This window comes from Streptomyces sp. A0642 (assembly GCF_004795105.1).
Lineage (GTDB): Bacteria > Actinomycetota > Actinomycetes > Streptomycetales > Streptomycetaceae > Streptomyces.
Genome location: NZ_SSBL01000016.1, coordinates 107,941 through 122,987 on the forward strand (window position 1 = coordinate 107,941; position 15,047 = coordinate 122,987).

Annotated in this window: 13 protein-coding genes; 7 read left to right on the forward strand and 6 right to left on the reverse strand. The window is 73.3% G+C overall.

Going from position 1 to position 15,047, the window contains the following annotated elements:
• Positions 1 to 23: 23 nt before the first annotated feature.
• From E6R60_RS24485 to E6R60_RS24505, 5 genes are all read left to right on the forward strand, one after another.
• Positions 24 to 959 (forward strand): diiron oxygenase, encoded by a 936-nt coding sequence (locus E6R60_RS24485; protein WP_136328787.1) that lies wholly within the window; start codon positions 24 to 26, stop codon positions 957 to 959.
• Positions 960 to 1,146: 187 nt separating this feature from the next.
• A complete protein-coding gene (locus E6R60_RS24490; protein ID WP_136328788.1) occupies positions 1,147 to 1,899 on the forward strand; it encodes a TetR/AcrR family transcriptional regulator in 753 nt (250 codons plus the stop codon).
• Between the two features lie 98 nt (positions 1,900 to 1,997).
• Entirely contained in the window at positions 1,998 to 2,264 is a 267-nt protein-coding gene (locus tag E6R60_RS24495; RefSeq protein WP_136328789.1) for a hypothetical protein, read from the forward strand.
• Between the two features lie 66 nt (positions 2,265 to 2,330).
• A complete protein-coding gene (locus E6R60_RS24500; protein ID WP_136328790.1) occupies positions 2,331 to 4,862 on the forward strand; it encodes a PQQ-binding-like beta-propeller repeat protein in 2,532 nt (843 codons plus the stop codon).
• A 182-nt stretch (positions 4,863 to 5,044) separates the two neighbouring features.
• Positions 5,045 to 6,220, forward strand: coding sequence for a C40 family peptidase (locus E6R60_RS24505; RefSeq protein WP_136328791.1), 1,176 nt, complete (start codon positions 5,045 to 5,047; stop codon positions 6,218 to 6,220).
• A gap of 91 nt (positions 6,221 to 6,311) precedes the next feature.
• On the opposite strand, the gene E6R60_RS24510 is transcribed toward E6R60_RS24505, so the two are convergent.
• The 5 genes from E6R60_RS24510 to E6R60_RS24530 all read right to left on the reverse strand — a co-directional run bounded on the left by E6R60_RS24510 (position 6,312) and on the right by E6R60_RS24530 (position 12,198).
• Positions 6,312 to 7,553, reverse strand: a complete 1,242-nt coding sequence (locus E6R60_RS24510) for a styrene monooxygenase/indole monooxygenase family protein (protein ID WP_136328792.1) — start codon at positions 7,551 to 7,553, stop codon at positions 6,312 to 6,314.
• A gap of 77 nt (positions 7,554 to 7,630) precedes the next feature.
• On the reverse strand, positions 7,631 to 8,281 hold the full coding sequence (locus E6R60_RS24515; RefSeq protein ID WP_136328793.1) for an ATP/GTP-binding protein: 651 nt from the start codon (positions 8,279 to 8,281) through the stop codon (positions 7,631 to 7,633).
• A complete protein-coding gene (locus tag E6R60_RS24520) occupies positions 8,262 to 8,678 on the reverse strand; it encodes a DUF742 domain-containing protein (RefSeq protein ID WP_136328794.1) in 417 nt (138 codons plus the stop codon). The genes E6R60_RS24515 and E6R60_RS24520 overlap by 20 nt, the downstream gene beginning before the upstream one ends.
• Positions 8,675 to 9,154 carry a roadblock/LC7 domain-containing protein gene (locus E6R60_RS24525; RefSeq protein ID WP_136328795.1) on the reverse strand — a complete coding sequence of 160 codons (480 nt, stop codon included), beginning with the start codon at positions 9,152 to 9,154 and terminating at the stop codon, positions 8,675 to 8,677. Before E6R60_RS24525 ends, E6R60_RS24520 begins: the two co-directional genes overlap by 4 nt.
• Complete coding sequence (locus E6R60_RS24530; RefSeq protein ID WP_136328833.1) at positions 9,151 to 12,198, reverse strand: nitrate- and nitrite sensing domain-containing protein; 3,048 nt, start codon at positions 12,196 to 12,198, stop codon at positions 9,151 to 9,153. Before E6R60_RS24530 ends, E6R60_RS24525 begins: the two co-directional genes overlap by 4 nt.
• Positions 12,199 to 12,560: 362 nt before the next feature.
• Here E6R60_RS24530 and E6R60_RS24535 point away from each other — a divergent pair, with 362 nt between their 5' ends.
• Positions 12,561 to 13,343, forward strand: a complete 783-nt coding sequence (locus E6R60_RS24535; protein WP_136328796.1) for a protein phosphatase 2C domain-containing protein — start codon at positions 12,561 to 12,563, stop codon at positions 13,341 to 13,343.
• A gap of 56 nt (positions 13,344 to 13,399) precedes the next feature.
• On the opposite strand, the gene E6R60_RS24540 is transcribed toward E6R60_RS24535, so the two are convergent.
• Positions 13,400 to 13,882 carry a MarR family transcriptional regulator gene (locus E6R60_RS24540; protein ID WP_136328797.1) on the reverse strand — a complete coding sequence of 161 codons (483 nt, stop codon included), beginning with the start codon at positions 13,880 to 13,882 and terminating at the stop codon, positions 13,400 to 13,402.
• Between the two features lie 240 nt (positions 13,883 to 14,122).
• Between E6R60_RS24540 and E6R60_RS24545 the strand changes: the two genes are divergently transcribed.
• Positions 14,123 to 14,968, forward strand: a complete 846-nt coding sequence (locus tag E6R60_RS24545; RefSeq protein WP_136328798.1) for a lysozyme — start codon at positions 14,123 to 14,125, stop codon at positions 14,966 to 14,968.
• Positions 14,969 to 15,047: the final 79 nt, after the last annotated feature.

The following is a 15,047-nucleotide window of genomic DNA, read 5'->3' on the forward strand; positions in this document are numbered from 1 at the left end:
ACGTAGGAGAGGTGCGTCCAGCCATGACGACCGTGACCGAACGCGACGTGCAGGTGCTCCGCGACGCACTCGGCCCGCTCCGCGACCGCGAGCAGATCGCCGAGCGGCTCCTGGAGGCTTCCGCGAAGCACTCCTTCGACCCGGACAAGGAGCTCGACTGGGAGGCGGCGGCCGAGGACGGGAAGTGGTTCTGGCCGCCCGAGCTGGTCTCCCTCTACGACACCCCGATGTGGCGGAAGATGTCCGAGGAGCAGCGGCAGGACCTGGCCCGGCACGAGGCCGCCTCGCTCGCCTCGCTGGGCATCTGGTTCGAGATCATCCTCATGCAGTTGCTGGTCCGCCACATCTACGACAAGCCGGTGGTCAGCAACCACGTGCGCTACGCGCTCACCGAGATCGCCGACGAGTGCCGGCACTCGATGATGTTCGGCCGGATGATCACCTGGGGCGGCGCCCCCTGCTACCCGGTGCCCCGCAGGTACCACAATCTGGCCCGGGTCCTGAAGACCGTCTCCACCACGCCCGGTTCCTTCGCGGCGACGCTGCTCGGCGAGGAGATCCTCGACTGGATGCAGCGGCTGACCTTCCCCGACGAGCGGGTCCAGACCCTGGTGCGCGGTGTCACCCGCATCCACGTGGTCGAGGAGGCGCGGCACGTCCGCTACGCCCGCGAGGAGCTGCGCCGCCAGATGGTGACCGCCCCGCGCTGGGAGCGCGAACTCACCCGGGTGAGCTGCGGGGAGGCGGCGCGCGTGTTCTCCGTCTGCTTCGTCAATCCGCAGGTGTACGAGAACGTCGGCCTGGACCGGCAGGAGGCCGTGGCCCAGGTGAGGGCGAGCGGCCACCGGGCTGAGGTCATGCAGTCGGGCGCCAGGCGGCTGACGGACTTCTTCGACGACATCGGGGTTCTCAACGGGGTGGGACGCAGGCTGTGGAAGAGCTCGGGCCTGCTCGCCTGACGCTCCCGGTCGTGGGACCGGCCCGCACATGAGGGGTGGAAGAAGGAACGGGGCCGGGTGCGTACCGCTGCGAGGCGGAGGATCGAGGCCTGACGGAGTCATGGTGAGGGACGACAAGGCGGCAGATGTGCGCACCCGGCCCCGCGACCCCGCCCCCCAGGGGCCGGCCGGGCTTAGGCTGGCCGTCATGACCCCTGCCGCAGCCGCGCCGCCCAGCCGTGCGTACCGAAGGCTCAGCGTCGAGGAGCGCCGCACCCAGCTCCTCGGCGCGGCGCTCACCCTGTTCGCCAACCGGGCCCCCGACGAGGTCTCGCTGGACGAGGTCGCGACGGTGGCCGGCGTGTCGCGTCCGCTGGTCTACCGCTACTTCCCGGGCGGGCGTCAGCAGTTGTACGAGGCCGCGCTCCGGTCCGCCGCGGAGCAGCTGAAGCTGTGCTTCTCCGAACCGCCGGTGGGCCCGCCCACGGAACGGGTCAGGCGCGTCCTCGACCGCTATCTCGCCTTCGTCGACGAGCACGACGCCGGCTTCAGCGCCCTGCTGCGCGGGGGCAGCGTCGCCGAGACGTCCCGCACGAGCACGATCGTCGACGAGGTGCGGCGCGCGGCGGCCGACCAGATCCTCCTGCACCTGGGCCGGGGCGCCGGCAGCGAACCCGCGCCCCGGCTGCGGATGATGGTGCGCACCTGGATCGCCGCGGTCGAGGCCGCCTCGCTGATCTGGCTGGACGAGGGGAAGCAGCCGGCCGCGTCCGAGTTGCGCGACTGGCTCGTCGACCAGTTCATCGGGCTGCTCGCGGTCACGGCGGCCACGGACCCGGAGACGGCGTCCGCGGTGGCCGCGCTGCTGCCCCTGGAGACCGCGGCCGGACCGGCCGGACGGCTGGCGGACCGGCTGACGCCGCTGATCGGCGCGGCGGCGCATCTGCTGCCGCCGGGCTGACCCGGCCGGCGCGGTGCGCCTCCGCAGCCGCCGGACCGGGCCGGTCCGCGCGCGGCGGCCCGTCCGCCGCCGCCGGACCGATCGGTCAGACTGGGGCGGTGAGAAGCGAGAACGTCCCCTTCACCGGCGGCCCGCTGGACGGGCGGGCCCTGCCCGTCCTCGTCGGCGCGACCGGCCACCCGCCCAAGTGGTACGAGGTCCCGGTCCCGTCCCCCGACGGCGGACCGGCCACCGTGCACGCCTACCGGAGGGTCCCGGCCGGATACACCAAGCGGCTGGGGATCCAGCGGGGCTGGGTGTACGAGTACGCCCCGGACGGGCGCGAACGCCACCGCCCCAAGTGGCCCTGGTCGAAGACGGGGTGAGACGGGAGGGCAGGACGTCCTAAGATCGGCAGTCCGGTCCGAGGGACGGTCACAAGGGGGTGCGCCATGGAGGCGCTGCGTCAGGACGATCCACGCCGCTTCGGCCCGTACACCGTGCTGGCGCGGTTCCGTGAGACGGCCGCCGCCGTCCAGTACCTCGCGCACGGCGCGGCTCCGGACGACCTCGTCGTCATCACCGCGGCCCGCCCGGAACTGGCCGCACTGCCCGCGTTCCGGCGGCGGTTCCACGCGGAGGCGCGTACCGCCGACCGGCTGGCCGGCGGCTGGGTGGAGGCGCGGCTGGAGACGCCCGCCGGGGGGTCCGATGACGACGACGCGCTGTGGACGGCCTCGGTGTACGTCCCGGCGCTGACCCTCGCCGAGGCGGTCGACCTCGCCGGGCCGCTGCCCGAGCGCGCGGTCCGGATACTGGGCGCGGGCATCGCCGAGACGCTCTCCCGGGTCCATGCGACGGGAGCCGTGCTGCAGGGGCTCGCGCCCAGGACGGTGCTGCTGGCCGAGGACGGGCCGCGGCTCACCGCCTTCGGGCCCCTGGGCGCGGCGGCCGACGCCGAGGCCCGGCCGGGCGGCCAGCTCTCCGTACGGCTCGGTTATCTGACGCCCGAGCAGGTCGCGGGCAAGGAGGCGGGGCCCGCCTCCGACCTCTTCGTGCTGGGCCTGCTGCTGGCGTACGCGGCGACGGGCAGCACCCCGCTGGCGGACGGCCCGGCCGCCGAGGCCGCCGAGAGGATCGCGCACACCGACCCCCGGCTGGACGCCGTGCCGGACGCGTTGCGGGACCTGGTCGCGCGCTGCCTGGCGAAGGACCCGGCCGACCGTCCCACCGCGGGCGCGGTGGCGGCGGAGCTGGCGCTGGAGGGTGCGGCCGGACTGGCCAGGGGCGGCTGGCTGCCGGAGGCGCTGACGGCCGCGGTGGCCGGACAGAACGCCCGGGCACGGGAGTCGGCGGCCGCGGCGGACGCCCCGGACGTCCAGGACACCCCGCCCGCTGCCCACCACGACACCCGGACCGCGCAGCTGGGGGTCATCGACCACCAGGCCGTCCGGCCCGACCGGGTGACCACCCAGCTCGCCATGCCGCCCGAACCGCAGGCGCCGGGCGCGCCGGACACGGAGCCGGTGGGCGCCGCCGCCGCGTCTTCGGCCCCGCAGCCCCGGGCGCTCCCCGCCCCCGGACCCGCGGCGCCCCTCCCCGCCCCCGGACCCGCGGCGCCCCTCCCCGCCCCTGCTCCCCAGGCTCCCGCCGGGCGGGTCCCCGTGGACCGCCGGACCCTGCTCGTCGGCGCCGCCGCCGGAGCCGTCGGCCTCCTGGCAGGCGGCGGTGGGGTGCTCGCGTTCGGCTCCGGGGACGACGCCGGGCCCACAGCCGACCCCAAGCCCGCACCGAGCCCCAGCAAGCCGGTCGTCGCCGGGCTGCCTCCCCGGCCGGACTGGATCTACACCCACCCGGCGGCCGAACCGGCCCCCCTCACCGCCGCCCTCTGGAACGAACGGCTGCTGGTGCTGACCGGGGACACCCAGGCGTCCGCCGTCGATCTCGGCACCGGGCGCCGGGTCTGGGAGAGCCCGGACGCCGCCAAGGGCCAGGCCGCCCTGGCCGCCGGAAAGGAACTCTGCTTCGTCGCCGGGCCCTCCGAGTTCCTGTGGCTGTCCGCGAAGGACGGCCGGGTGGCCCACCGGGTGGCCTACGCCGACGGGTTCGAGGGCGCCCCGCACCTGTCGGTGTCCCGGCTCGTCGGATCGTCCGGTCCGCAGCTGTGGTTCACCGGTGCGCACGAGGTCACCGTGAAGGCCCCCAAGCCCAAGAAGGGCAAGAAGCCCGGCAAGGACAGGAAGGTCGTCAGGTCCCATCTGTTCGGGTACGACATCGAGCAGCGCAAGGAGCTGTGGCGGACGCCCGTGCCCACCGGCCGCGGTCCGGCGGCGCCCGTGTACCGCCTCGTGGCGGTCCGGGAGGACGCCGTCGTCGTACGGCAGGACCGGCTGACGCTCACCCCCGCCGATGTGCGGGCGGCCAAGGGGAAGGCGCTGTTCCGCAGCTTCGACCGGACGACCGGGAAGCAGCAGTGGGCCAAGGCCTTCGGCACGGTCTCTCCGGAAGCGGCGGCCGGCGGGGGTGCGGACGGGGTGCTGTACGCGTCGGTCGGCGACGACCTGCGGGCGTTCGAGACCCCGGCCGGCCGGCCGAAGTGGACGCTGAACGGCACGCCGGGTTCCTTCTTCGGGACCTCCGTCGAGACCGGCGCACTGCTCCACATCACCAACAGCAGCCAGGAGGTGGGCGTGGTCGACCGGGAGACCGGGAAGCTGCGCTGGCGGCGCTCCACCGAGGCGGTGGCGGGCGGGTCGGCTCCCGCGGTCACGGTCAGCGGCTCGGGCGCCACACTGCTCGCGGCCGGTCCGGGGCAGGTCACCGCGTTCGCGGCGGCCGACGGGCGGCGGCTCTGGAAGTTCCAGGACATCGGGGCCCAGGACCCGAAGGGGGCCACGGTCACCGCGCCGTACCAGGTGCTCGCCCACGGGAAGCACGCGATTGTCCGGCGCGACCGCATGGTCTACGCGTTCCCGGTCGCCTGAGCGGACCGGCGGGGCGGCCGGTCGGCGGTACGTCGCGGGCCGCCCCGCCGCCTTCCGGGGGAATCGGTCCGCCGCCACGCCCGGAGGTCCTTGCGTCACCCGACGGCGAGTGAGCGTATGTGAGGAATTGCGCTCACTCATGGGGTAGTCGCACGATTCACCCCGTTTCCGGAGGTGGTGTCGTGTCGGGCAAACTCTTGCGCTCCCTCGGCACGGCGGCGCTGGCCGCCGTCGTCCTGACCGCGCCGGCCGCGGCCGCCGCGGCCCCCTCGCCGGACCCCGAGGCCCCCGCCGCCCCGGCTGCCGGCCCCGAGGCGGCGCCCGGCGGCGTCCGGGGGCTGCTGAAGGAACTCCAGCGGCTGTACCAGCAGACCGAGGAGGCCACCGAGACCTACAACGGGACGGCGGCCGAGCTGAAGAAGCGGACCGCTGAGGCGAAGAAGCTGGACGCCGCGCTCGCCGCCGCCCGGCTCTCGCTGTCCCGCAGCCGCGACGCGGCCGGGCGGCTGGCCCGTGAGCAGTACCAGGGCAGGTCCGACCTCTCCCCGTACCTGCGGCTGCTGCTGATGCGCGATCCCGAGTACGCCCTGGACCAGGGCCAGGTCGTCCAGCGGCTGGCCGCCGGGCGGGTGGCGACCGTGAAGCGGCTGGGCGCGGCCGAGAAGCGCGCGGCCGAGCTGGCGAAGCAGTCCCGCACGGTGCTGGACAGGCAACGGGTCCTGGCGGCACGGCAGAAGAAGGAACGCGACACCGTCCGGTCGCGGCTGAAACGGGTCGAGGGGCTGCTCGCCACGCTCTCCACGGACCAGTTGGCAGAGCTCTCCGCTCTCGAAGAGGCGGGCACGGACAAGGCGCAGGACGCACTGGTCGCCTCGGGCGCCCTCTCCTCGTTCCGGCCGGCGACCGCGGAGGGCGCCGACGCGGTCCGGTACGCGATCGAGCAGATCGGCAAGCCGTACGTCTGGGGCGCGGAGGGGCCGGACTCGTTCGACTGCTCCGGACTCACCTCGCAGGCGTGGGCGAGCGCCGGCCGCATCATTCCGCGGACCTCGCAGGAGCAGTGGCGGCAACTGCGGAAGGTCCCTGTCAAGGCGCTGCGTCCGGGCGATCTGGTGATCTACTTCCCCAAGGCGACGCACGTGGCGCTGTACATCGGCAACGGCCTGGTCGTGCAGGCGCCCCGGCCCGGCTCGCGGGTCAAGGTCTCCCCCGTGGCGTCGAACCCGCTGCTGGGCGCCGTCCGTCCCGACCCGGAGAGCGCGCCGCTGTCCACGTACAAGCCGCCGAGACTTCCCGAGGGCGCCGCGGAGGGCTCCGACGAGGGGTACGGCGAGACGTCGGCCCCCGACGACGAGTAGCACCCACCGGCTCGTCCGGCACCGAACGCACCGGCCGGGCCGGGCCCGGCGGGCCCGGCCCGGCCGGTGCGTTTCGAGAAGGTGCGGGCGCTCAGGCCGCCGGACCCGCGACCGAGGCGAGGTACGCGTTCGTCTTCTCCGGGTCGAAGAAGAAGTTCTCGAAGTCCGCCGGGTCGTTGAACCCGTTGGCGAAGCGGTCGGCGACCGGCTGGAGCTGACCGGCGGCGCCGATCAGGTTCAGCACGTGCTCCGGCGGGACGCCGAGCATCGCGTTCGTCCACTTCGTGACGTGCTGGGCGGTCTCCCAGTAGCGGTCGAACGTGGACTGCATCCAGGCCGCGTCGAACTCCCCGTCGCCGTGCTCGATGATCGAGTCCAGGTAGGCGTTGGCGCACTTGGAAGCCGAGTTGGAGCCCTGTCCGGTGATCGGGTCGTTGGCGACGACGACGTCCGCCACGCCGAGCACCAGACCGCCGCCCGGGAGCCGGCCGATCGGCTTGCGCACGGTCGGGGCGTAACGGCCCGACAGGGTGCCGTTGGCGTCCGTCAGTTCGACCTTGGTGGCGCGCGCGTACTCCCACGGGGTGAACCGCTCCATGAGCTCCAGCGTCTTGGCGAGGTGCTCCGAGGGGTCCTTGATGCCCTGGAAGACGTCGAGCGGTCCGCCCGGGATGCCCTCCCAGAACAGGATGTCGGCGCGGCCGGAGGTGGTCAGGGTCGGCATCACGAAGAGCTCGCCGACGCCCGGGACCAGGTTGCAGCGGACGGCGTCGAACTCGGGGTGCTCCGGCCGCGGGCCCATCCCGTGCACGTACGCGACGGCCAGGGCGCGCTGCGGGGCGTCGAACGGCGAACGGGAGGCGTCCCTGCCGAACATGGAGACCAGCTCGCCCTTGCCGGCCGAGACCATCACCAGGTCGTAGGTGCGGGAGAAGTAGTCCAGGTCGGACACGGCCGCGCCGTGGATGACGAGCTGACCACCGCGCTGGGCGAAGGTGTCCATCCAGCCGGCCATCTTCACGCGCTGGTCCACGGACTGGGCGAAGCCGTCCAGCTTGCCGACCCAGTCGATCGCGCGCGAGGAGTCGGGCGCGGCGACCGAGACGCCGAGGCCCTCGATGCGCGGGGCCTGGGACTCCCAGAAGTTGAGCTGGTAGTCCCGCTCGTGCTGGAGCGCGGTGTGGAACATGCACTGCGTCGACATGACCCGGCCGGAGCGGATCTCGTCGGCCGTGCGGTTGGACATGAGGGTGACTTCGTAGCCTCTGGACTGGAGTCCGAGGGCCAGCTGGAGCCCGGACTGGCCGGCTCCGACTATGAGTATCTTCCGCATCGCGGTCTCCGTTGTGTGTAGCTGGTGCCGTGACCGGCAGTGTTCGGCGACGGGGCAGAGCCTGCCGGGAGGGGCGTTCAGGCCGGGGTGGCGTCGAGAGCGTGGCCCACCAGGGCCAGGAGCGACTCGACCACGGTGATCCTGTTGCGCGCGTCCATGATCACCACGGGCACGTGCGGGGGGACGGTCAGGGCCTCCCGGACGTCCTCGGCCTCGAACCCGGGGGTTCCCTCGAAGTGGTTGACGGCCACGATGTACGGCAGCCCGCAGCTCTCGAAGTAGTCGAGGGCGGGGAAGCAGTCGGCGAGCCTTCGGGTGTCGGCCATCACGACCGCGCCGATCGCGCCGCGCACGAGGTCGTCCCACATGAACCAGAAGCGCTGCTGACCCGGTGTACCGAAGACGTACAGCACGAGGTCGTCGTCGAGCGTGAGGCGGCCGAAGTCCATGGCGACGGTCGTGGTGACCTTGTCGGGCGTCGCGCTGAGGTCGTCGGTCTCCTCGCTGGCCTGCGTCATCATCGCTTCGGTCTGCAGCGGGGTGATCTCGGAGACGGAGCCCACGAAGGTGGTCTTGCCCACGCCGAAGCCGCCCGCCACCACTATCTTCGTGGCGATCGGAGCCCTGGTGCGGTCGAGTTGCCAGGCCTGCGGCGATTCCTCGGCCTGGTCGTCCGGCCCTGGCCGGTGCGGAGCGAGCAGCGGCGGCTCAGAGACGACGGAGTCCATTGAGCACCCTTTCCAGCAGTGCGCGATCGGGCTGGCCGGTGCCGTGACCGGTTCCGTACACGCGGATCTTTCCCTGGTCGGCCAAGTCGCTGAGCAGCACCCTGACCACACCCAGCGGCATCCTCAGCAGCGCGGAGATCTCCGCCACGGTACGCATCCGGCGGCAGATCTCGACGATGGCCTGGAGCTCCGGCATGACGCGCGAGGCCAGGTTGCCGTTGGTCAGTTCGCGGCGCTCGTCGGGGGCGTCGAGCGCGGCGACGAACGTCTCGACGAGCAGGACGTGGCCGAAGCGGGTCCGGCCGCCGGTGAGCGAATACGGGCGCACCCGCGCGGGCCGTTTGTCGGCCCCGCGCACGGGGAGCCTGCGGGCGGGTTCGGCAGCAGCGTGGGTCACTGGGCGCTCTCCATCGATTTGCGCAGCTCACTGCGGAGTTCGGGGGTGAGTACGTGTCCGGCGCGGCCGACGAAGAGCGCCATGTGGTAGGCGATGACGCTCATGTCGCAGTCGGGTGTGGCGTGCACACCGAGCAGCGATCCGTCGCTGATCGACATGACGAAGACGCTGCCCTCCTCCATGGCGACCATGGTCTGCTTCACGCCGCCGCCGTCCATCAGCTTCGCGGCGCCGACGGTGAGACTGCCGATGCCGGAGACGATCGTCGCCAGGTCGGCGCTGGAGCCGCGGGGGCCGTCCTGCCGGCCTTCGGCCCGGGCGTTCTGGTGGCCGGGGTCGGAGGAGAGCAGCATGAGTCCGTCGGACGAGACGACGGTGACCGAGTGGACCCCTGGCACCTCCTCCACCAGATTGCTCAGCAACCAGTGAAGGTTCCGGGCCTCGGTGCTCAGCCCGAATGTGCTGGGCGCAGTCAACTGCGTGCCTCCTCGACTGTGTCCCCCGTCTCCCCGGTTCGGCCATCGGTTCGGCCGGCCGGCTCAGTGTGCTCGGTACGTGTGGTGCCTCCGGCCGGGGCGGTGGCCTCGGCGATCTCCGCCTCGACGTCCCGGCGGCCGTCCTTCGCGCCCTGGTGGAAGCCGCCGAGCCGGCGGCGCAGGGCGTCCTTGTCGACGCTGCCCGTGCGCTCGGGCGCGGGCGCCGACGAGGGCCGGACGACCTTGGGGGTGCGCTTGGGCAGGCCCTTGTCGGTGATCCGGCCGGCCTGGGGCCGGGGATCCGGCTCCGGGTGGCGCGGCCCGGGCAGCGCGTCGGCCACGGGATTCGCGACGGGAGCGGGGTTCGCGGCGGGAGCGACGGGCGCCGCGGCGGGCTCGGGCCGCGCGCCCTCGTCAGCGGTGCGCTCGTGGCGGTCGGGGCCGATGGCGTAGGGGCCGGCGGCGGTCGCGGACTCCGGGCCGTCCCCGAAGGCGGGGGCGTGCGTGAACTCGGGTACGTCCTCGAATTCCGGCACGCGCGGAAGCCGGACCTGCATCGTGGTCTCGGCCTCGGTCTCCGCGGGCCGCGCGGGCTCGGGGTCCACAGCGGCCGCTGAGGGCTGCGCCGCCCGCACGGGCTCCGGCTCGGGCGCGGCCGGGGGCTCGTGGTCGGGGCCGGCGGCCGGAGGAACGGCCGAGGGGCCGGCCGGGCCGTGGTCCTCCGCCGGGGCTCCCGCGTCGGGGCCGGGCGCGGGAGCGGCCGTCGTGCCGGCCCCGGCGATCGCCTGCTCGGCGGCCGCGATCAGCGGATCGCCGGCCGGCGGCTCGCCGACGAGGGCACGGCGGGGCAGCGCGTTGGAGTTGGCCTCGGCGACCGACCCGGGGAGGTTCAGCGTGGGCGCGTCCCCGGGGGCCGCGACGGGCGGCGGGGTCGCGGCCGGCGGTGCCTTCGGGAGCAGGGCCTGGGGCAGCACGACGACCGCGGTCACCCCGCTGCCCTTCTGCTCGCGCAGCTGGACGCGTACGCCGTGGCGCGCGGCCAGGAGCGAGGTCACCTGAAGGCCGAGGCCGGCCCCGTCCGCGCTCTGCTCGCCCGCCTCGAAGAGCGCCGGATCGCCGAGGCGGGTGTTGAGCTCACCCATCCGTACGGACGACATGCCGATGCCCTCGTCCTGCACGGAGAGCATCACCTCGCCGGTCTCCAGCAGCCAGCCCGAGAGCTGCACGTGCGAGTCCGGCGGGGAGAACGAGGTGGCGTTCTCCAGGAGTTCGGCGACGAGGTGGCTGAGGTCGTCGGCGGCGAAACCGGCGATCTGGGCGTGCGGCGGCAGGGACTGGATGGTGACCCGCTCATACCGCTCGATCTCGCTGACCGCGGCACGGAGCACGTCGACCAGCGGAATCGGTCCCGGGTGCGCGTGGCCGTGCTCGGCGCCCGCGAGGACCAGCATGTTCTCGCTGTGACGGCGCATGACGGTGGCCATGTGGTCGAGCTTGAAGAGCGTGGCGAGCCGCTCCGGGTCCTGCTCGCGCTCCTCCAGGGACTCGATGACGCCGAGCTGGCGTTCGACGAGACCGAGGGTGCGCAGCGAGAGGTTGACGAAGGTGTGGTGGACGGTGTTCTTCAGCTTCTCCAGCTGCACCGTCAGGTCCGCTGCCTGTACCTGGAGTTCGGCGCGCTGGAGGGTGAGGGCCTCGCGCCCGGCGATCAGTTCGCCGCGCTCGCTCTCCAGTTGCTCGAACCGTCCGTTGAACTCGTGGAGCAGTCCGTGCAGCCGGCCGTGCAGGGCGTTGAGGGACCGGACGACCTGGGCGAACTCGTCGTTGCGGCCGGTGTAGCGGACCGGTTCGGCCGACTCGGGGTCCGCGGCGAGCCGGCCGGCGCCGATCCGCAGGACGGCGAGCGGCTGGGTGAGGGTGCGGGCCACCGCGGTGGAGACGCCGACGGCGATGAGCAGGCAGCCGCCGAGGAGCGCGATCCGCAGTTCGAGGGCCGTGACGTCGTCGTCGCGCAACTCGCTCAGCCGCCGCACCTGGGCGGTCCCGAGGGCCGACTCGACGCCCCGCATCCGGTCGATCCGGGCGGAGAGCGCCGCCTGGAGCTTCTTCGGGGAGACCTTCTGGTCGGACGCGGAGAGCTCGGGCCGGTCGGTGAGTCCGGCGAGGTACTTCTCCGCGCTGTTGACCTCGGGGCCGGTGACGGTGGTGGCCAGCTTGTCGCGGGCGGTGGCGCCGGCGGCCTGGTCGAAGTCGGAGAGGGCGGAGAGTTCGCCGACCCGGGACTGCTGGGCGGCGGCGCTCAGCTGGTCGCGGGTGCGGTCCTCCTTCGTCTCGCCCTCGTCCTCGGTCTGGACGGGCAGGCCGGTGAAGGGATCGATCCGCGGGGCGGCCGGCTCCTTGCGGGGGACGGCGAGCGCGGCGAGCAGCAGTCCGCGGGTGGCGGAGGCCTGTTCGGTGGCCCGGCCGAGCGCGAGCGGGGCGCGGACGGCCTCGGCGGCACGGGGCGGGGTCCTGTCCGCGAGCTCGTCGGAGAGGTCCTGGAGCTTGGAGATGACCTCGGTGTACGCCTGGTGGGCCTCCAGCGCCGTGGCCTTGCCGGCGATGGCGTCGCGGCGCAGGGAGGGGATGGCGGAGAGGTCGCGGCGCAGGACGGCGGAGGCCGCGTCCCGGATCTCGTCCACCTGCTGGTCGACCCGCGCGCTGCGGCTTCCCGCCGAACCGCCCGCCGCGCCGGGCTTGCCCTCGCGGCCGGCGGCGATGAAGGCGGTGACCTCGTCGCGCTCGTCGGCGAGGGAGTGCGCGAGCGCGATGGCCTGCTGGTTCAGCTCCGCGAGGGTGACCAGCCGCTGAGACTCGGTCAGGTCGGAGGAGGCGCTCAGGGCCGCCGGCGCTCCCGCGGCGATGACGGTGATCCCGACGACGGCGACGCCCGCGACGAGCCGGCTGCGGACACGGACGGTGCGCCCGCTCTCAGCCGGCGCCGAAGGCACCACCTCGGAACCGCTGTTCTTGCTGCCCTTGCTCCGAGGCCGCTTCTTCTGCACCGGTGCTCGCAATCTCGACTCGTCCGCCCTTGAAGCAGAGGTGACGCCCGGTCACGTGACGAGCGCCCCGACCCCTGGTACGGCTTCCGACCATTCCAGTGCTTTTGAGAGGGGGGCGCGCATCAACCGCTCCGCCACTCGAACGAGTGAACAACACTCCCGAGTTGACGAACAAGTCGCTCCCCGGCCCTCCGGCGGCACGCCCGGACGCCCGGCTGGATCTTCGGGTCAGGCTTTGGCAAGATGCCCGCCCGCACACTTCCCGGAGTGATTCCTTCCGTTCCAACCGTCCTCCTGACCTGCTGGTACGGTCCAGCCCCCGACCATGCAGGCCCCGTGAAGACCTCGTGCAGACTGGCCGCATGCGCATCGAACTCGCCACCGCCGCCGGCCTCCCCGGGCGCCCGAACGAGGACTGGGCGGCCTCGGTCCTGCCCGCCTCCGGCCAGGGTGGAGGACTCGTCCTGCTCGACGGGGTGACGCCGCCGCCCGGTGACGACGGTTGTGCGCACTCGGTGCCCTGGTTCACGGCACGACTGGGCGGGGCCCTGGTCGAACTGTCGGGTTCGCGACGGGATATGACCTTGCGGGAGATCCTGGCGGAGTCCATCCGGCGCACCGCCGACGCGCATCGCTCCCGGTGTGACCTTTCTCACGTGCGCACGCCGCAGGCGACCGTCGTCCTCGTGCGTTGGGACGAGTCGGAGATCGAACACCTGGTGCTCTCCGACTCGGTGCTGCTGCTCGAGTCGACGGAGGGCGCCGTCCGCGCCCTGCTGGACGACCGGCTCGACCGGCTGCCGCCGGGCGCACTGGCCTCCGAGGGGACCGCCGACGCGTACCGGAACGCGGAGGGCGGCTTCTTCACCGCCGCGGCCGATCCGGCCGTGGCGGACCGCGCGGTCGCGGGGCGCACCCCACGGGCCGGAGTGCGGGCGGTCGCCGCCCTGACGGACGGGGCGAGCCGCTGGACGGACATGTTCGGCGAGGGCGACTGGGCGGCCTGTCTCGGAGTCCTCCAGAAGGAGGGCCCCCAGGGGCTGATCGACCGGGTGCGGACCCTGGAGGACGCGGACACGGACCGTACGCACCTGCGGCGGAGCAAGCGGCACGACGACGCGACGGCGGTCTACGCACAGCTCTGAACGGACGGCCCGCTCGCCACGGAGGCCGCCGGACCGGGCGCCCCGCCCGGGCCGCCTCAGCCTTCGGCGCGGGCGTTCAGCTGGTGCAGCAGCCGGGCCAGCTCCGCCACCTCGGCCCGGTCCCAGTCGGCGAGCTTGCGCACATAGCGGTCCCGGCGCGCGTCCCGGACGCTGCGGAAGCGGGCGAGACCCTCGTCGGTGAGGTGGACCAGGGAGGCCCGGCCGTCCGCCGGGTCCGGCTCGCGCGCCACCAGGCCGAGGACCTCCAGGGCACGCAACTGGCGGCTCATGGTGGCCTTGCCGACACCGAAGTACGAGGCGAGGTCGGTGGCCCGCTGACGACCGGCCGACTCCAGGCGGACGAAGAGCCCATAGGCCGCCGCCTCCAGCTCGGGGTGCACCTCGCGTGCCATCTCGCCGGAGTTGGCACGGGCGCGGCGCAGGAAGACCGCCAACTCGCGCTCCAGGGCGAGGAACTCGTGGTCCACACCACTTCCCCCGGCTGCGCCGGGTTCATTCCCGCTTTCGCTCCCGTGCACGTCAACACCCCTCATGAGCTTTCCCGCCACTGAAAGTTTCTTCCGCCGCCGGTCATCACCGCAGCTCCACCAGTATTTCGCAGGAGTAGACCAACGGCACCGCCCAGGCCCCCTTCCCCGACGCGGGTCTACGTGCGTAGCTTCATGCATGGCATGTTCACACCATGGCATGCCACCAGGGGCGCGTCCGTCGCGCCCCGGGTCAGCAGGTCCCCCCACCGAGGCCTCGGAGGCACGCTCATGCCCGTGCACAGATCCGGCTCCACGACAGTCCGCCGCTCGCGCTTCGCCGCAGCGGGAACCCTGCTCGCAGCTCTCTCCCTCCTCGTCGCCCTGCCCGGCGCCGCCGGCGCGGCCACCGCCGCCGGCGACCCCACCGCTCCCGCCCGGGGCACGGCCACGATGGGCATGGGCGTCATCGCCCACGACGGCCAGGGCGGCCTGCCCACCACCCGCGCCGTCCAGACCGAAGGCGTGGACGTGAGCAGCCACCAGGGCAACGTCGCCTGGTCGACGCTCTGGAACAGCGGCGTGAAGTGGGCCTACACCAAGGCCACGGAGGGCACGTACTACACGAACCCGTACTTCGCCCAGCAGTACAACGGCTCGTACAACGTCGGAATGATCCGCGGCGCCTACCACTTCGCCACCCCGGACACGACGAGCGGCGCCACCCAGGCCAACTACTTCGTGGACCACGGCGGCGGCTGGTCCAGGGACGGCAGGACACTGCCGGGCGTGCTCGACATCGAGTGGAATCCGTACGGCGCACAGTGCTACGGCAAGACCGCGGCCGGGATGGTGTCCTGGATCCGCGACTTCGTGAACACCTACAAGGCCCGCACCGGGCGCGACGCCGTCATCTACACCGCGACCAGCTGGTGGCAGTCCTGCACGGGCGACAGCGCCGCCTTCGGTACCACCAACCCGCTCTGGGTGGCCCGCTACAACACCACGGTCGGGACGCTCCCGGCCGGCTGGGGCTACTACACGATCTGGCAGTACACCTCGTCCGGTCCGACCGTGGGCGACCACAACCACTTCAACGGCGCCCTCGACCGCGTACAGGCACTGGCCAACGGCTGAGACCGCCGGCCGTTTCCCGCGGAGCCCGGAGACGTACCCCGTCTCCGGGCTCCGCCCCGTCCAGGGCCTCTCACCAGGC

Coding starts and splice junctions, on each gene's coding strand:
- E6R60_RS24535 (WP_136328796.1), top strand. CDS start 12,561: ATGCGCATCGAACTCGCCACCGCCGCCGGCCTCCCCGGGCGCCCGAAC.
- E6R60_RS24545 (WP_136328798.1), top strand. CDS start 14,123: ATGCCCGTGCACAGATCCGGCTCCACGACAGTCCGCCGCTCGCGCTTC.
- E6R60_RS24515 (WP_136328793.1), bottom strand. CDS start 8,281: ATGGACTCCGTCGTCTCTGAGCCGCCGCTGCTCGCTCCGCACCGGCCA.
- E6R60_RS24485 (WP_136328787.1), top strand. CDS start 24: ATGACGACCGTGACCGAACGCGACGTGCAGGTGCTCCGCGACGCACTC.
- E6R60_RS24510 (WP_136328792.1), bottom strand. CDS start 7,553: ATGCGGAAGATACTCATAGTCGGAGCCGGCCAGTCCGGGCTCCAGCTG.
- E6R60_RS24490 (WP_136328788.1), top strand. CDS start 1,147: ATGACCCCTGCCGCAGCCGCGCCGCCCAGCCGTGCGTACCGAAGGCTC.
- E6R60_RS24500 (WP_136328790.1), top strand. CDS start 2,331: ATGGAGGCGCTGCGTCAGGACGATCCACGCCGCTTCGGCCCGTACACC.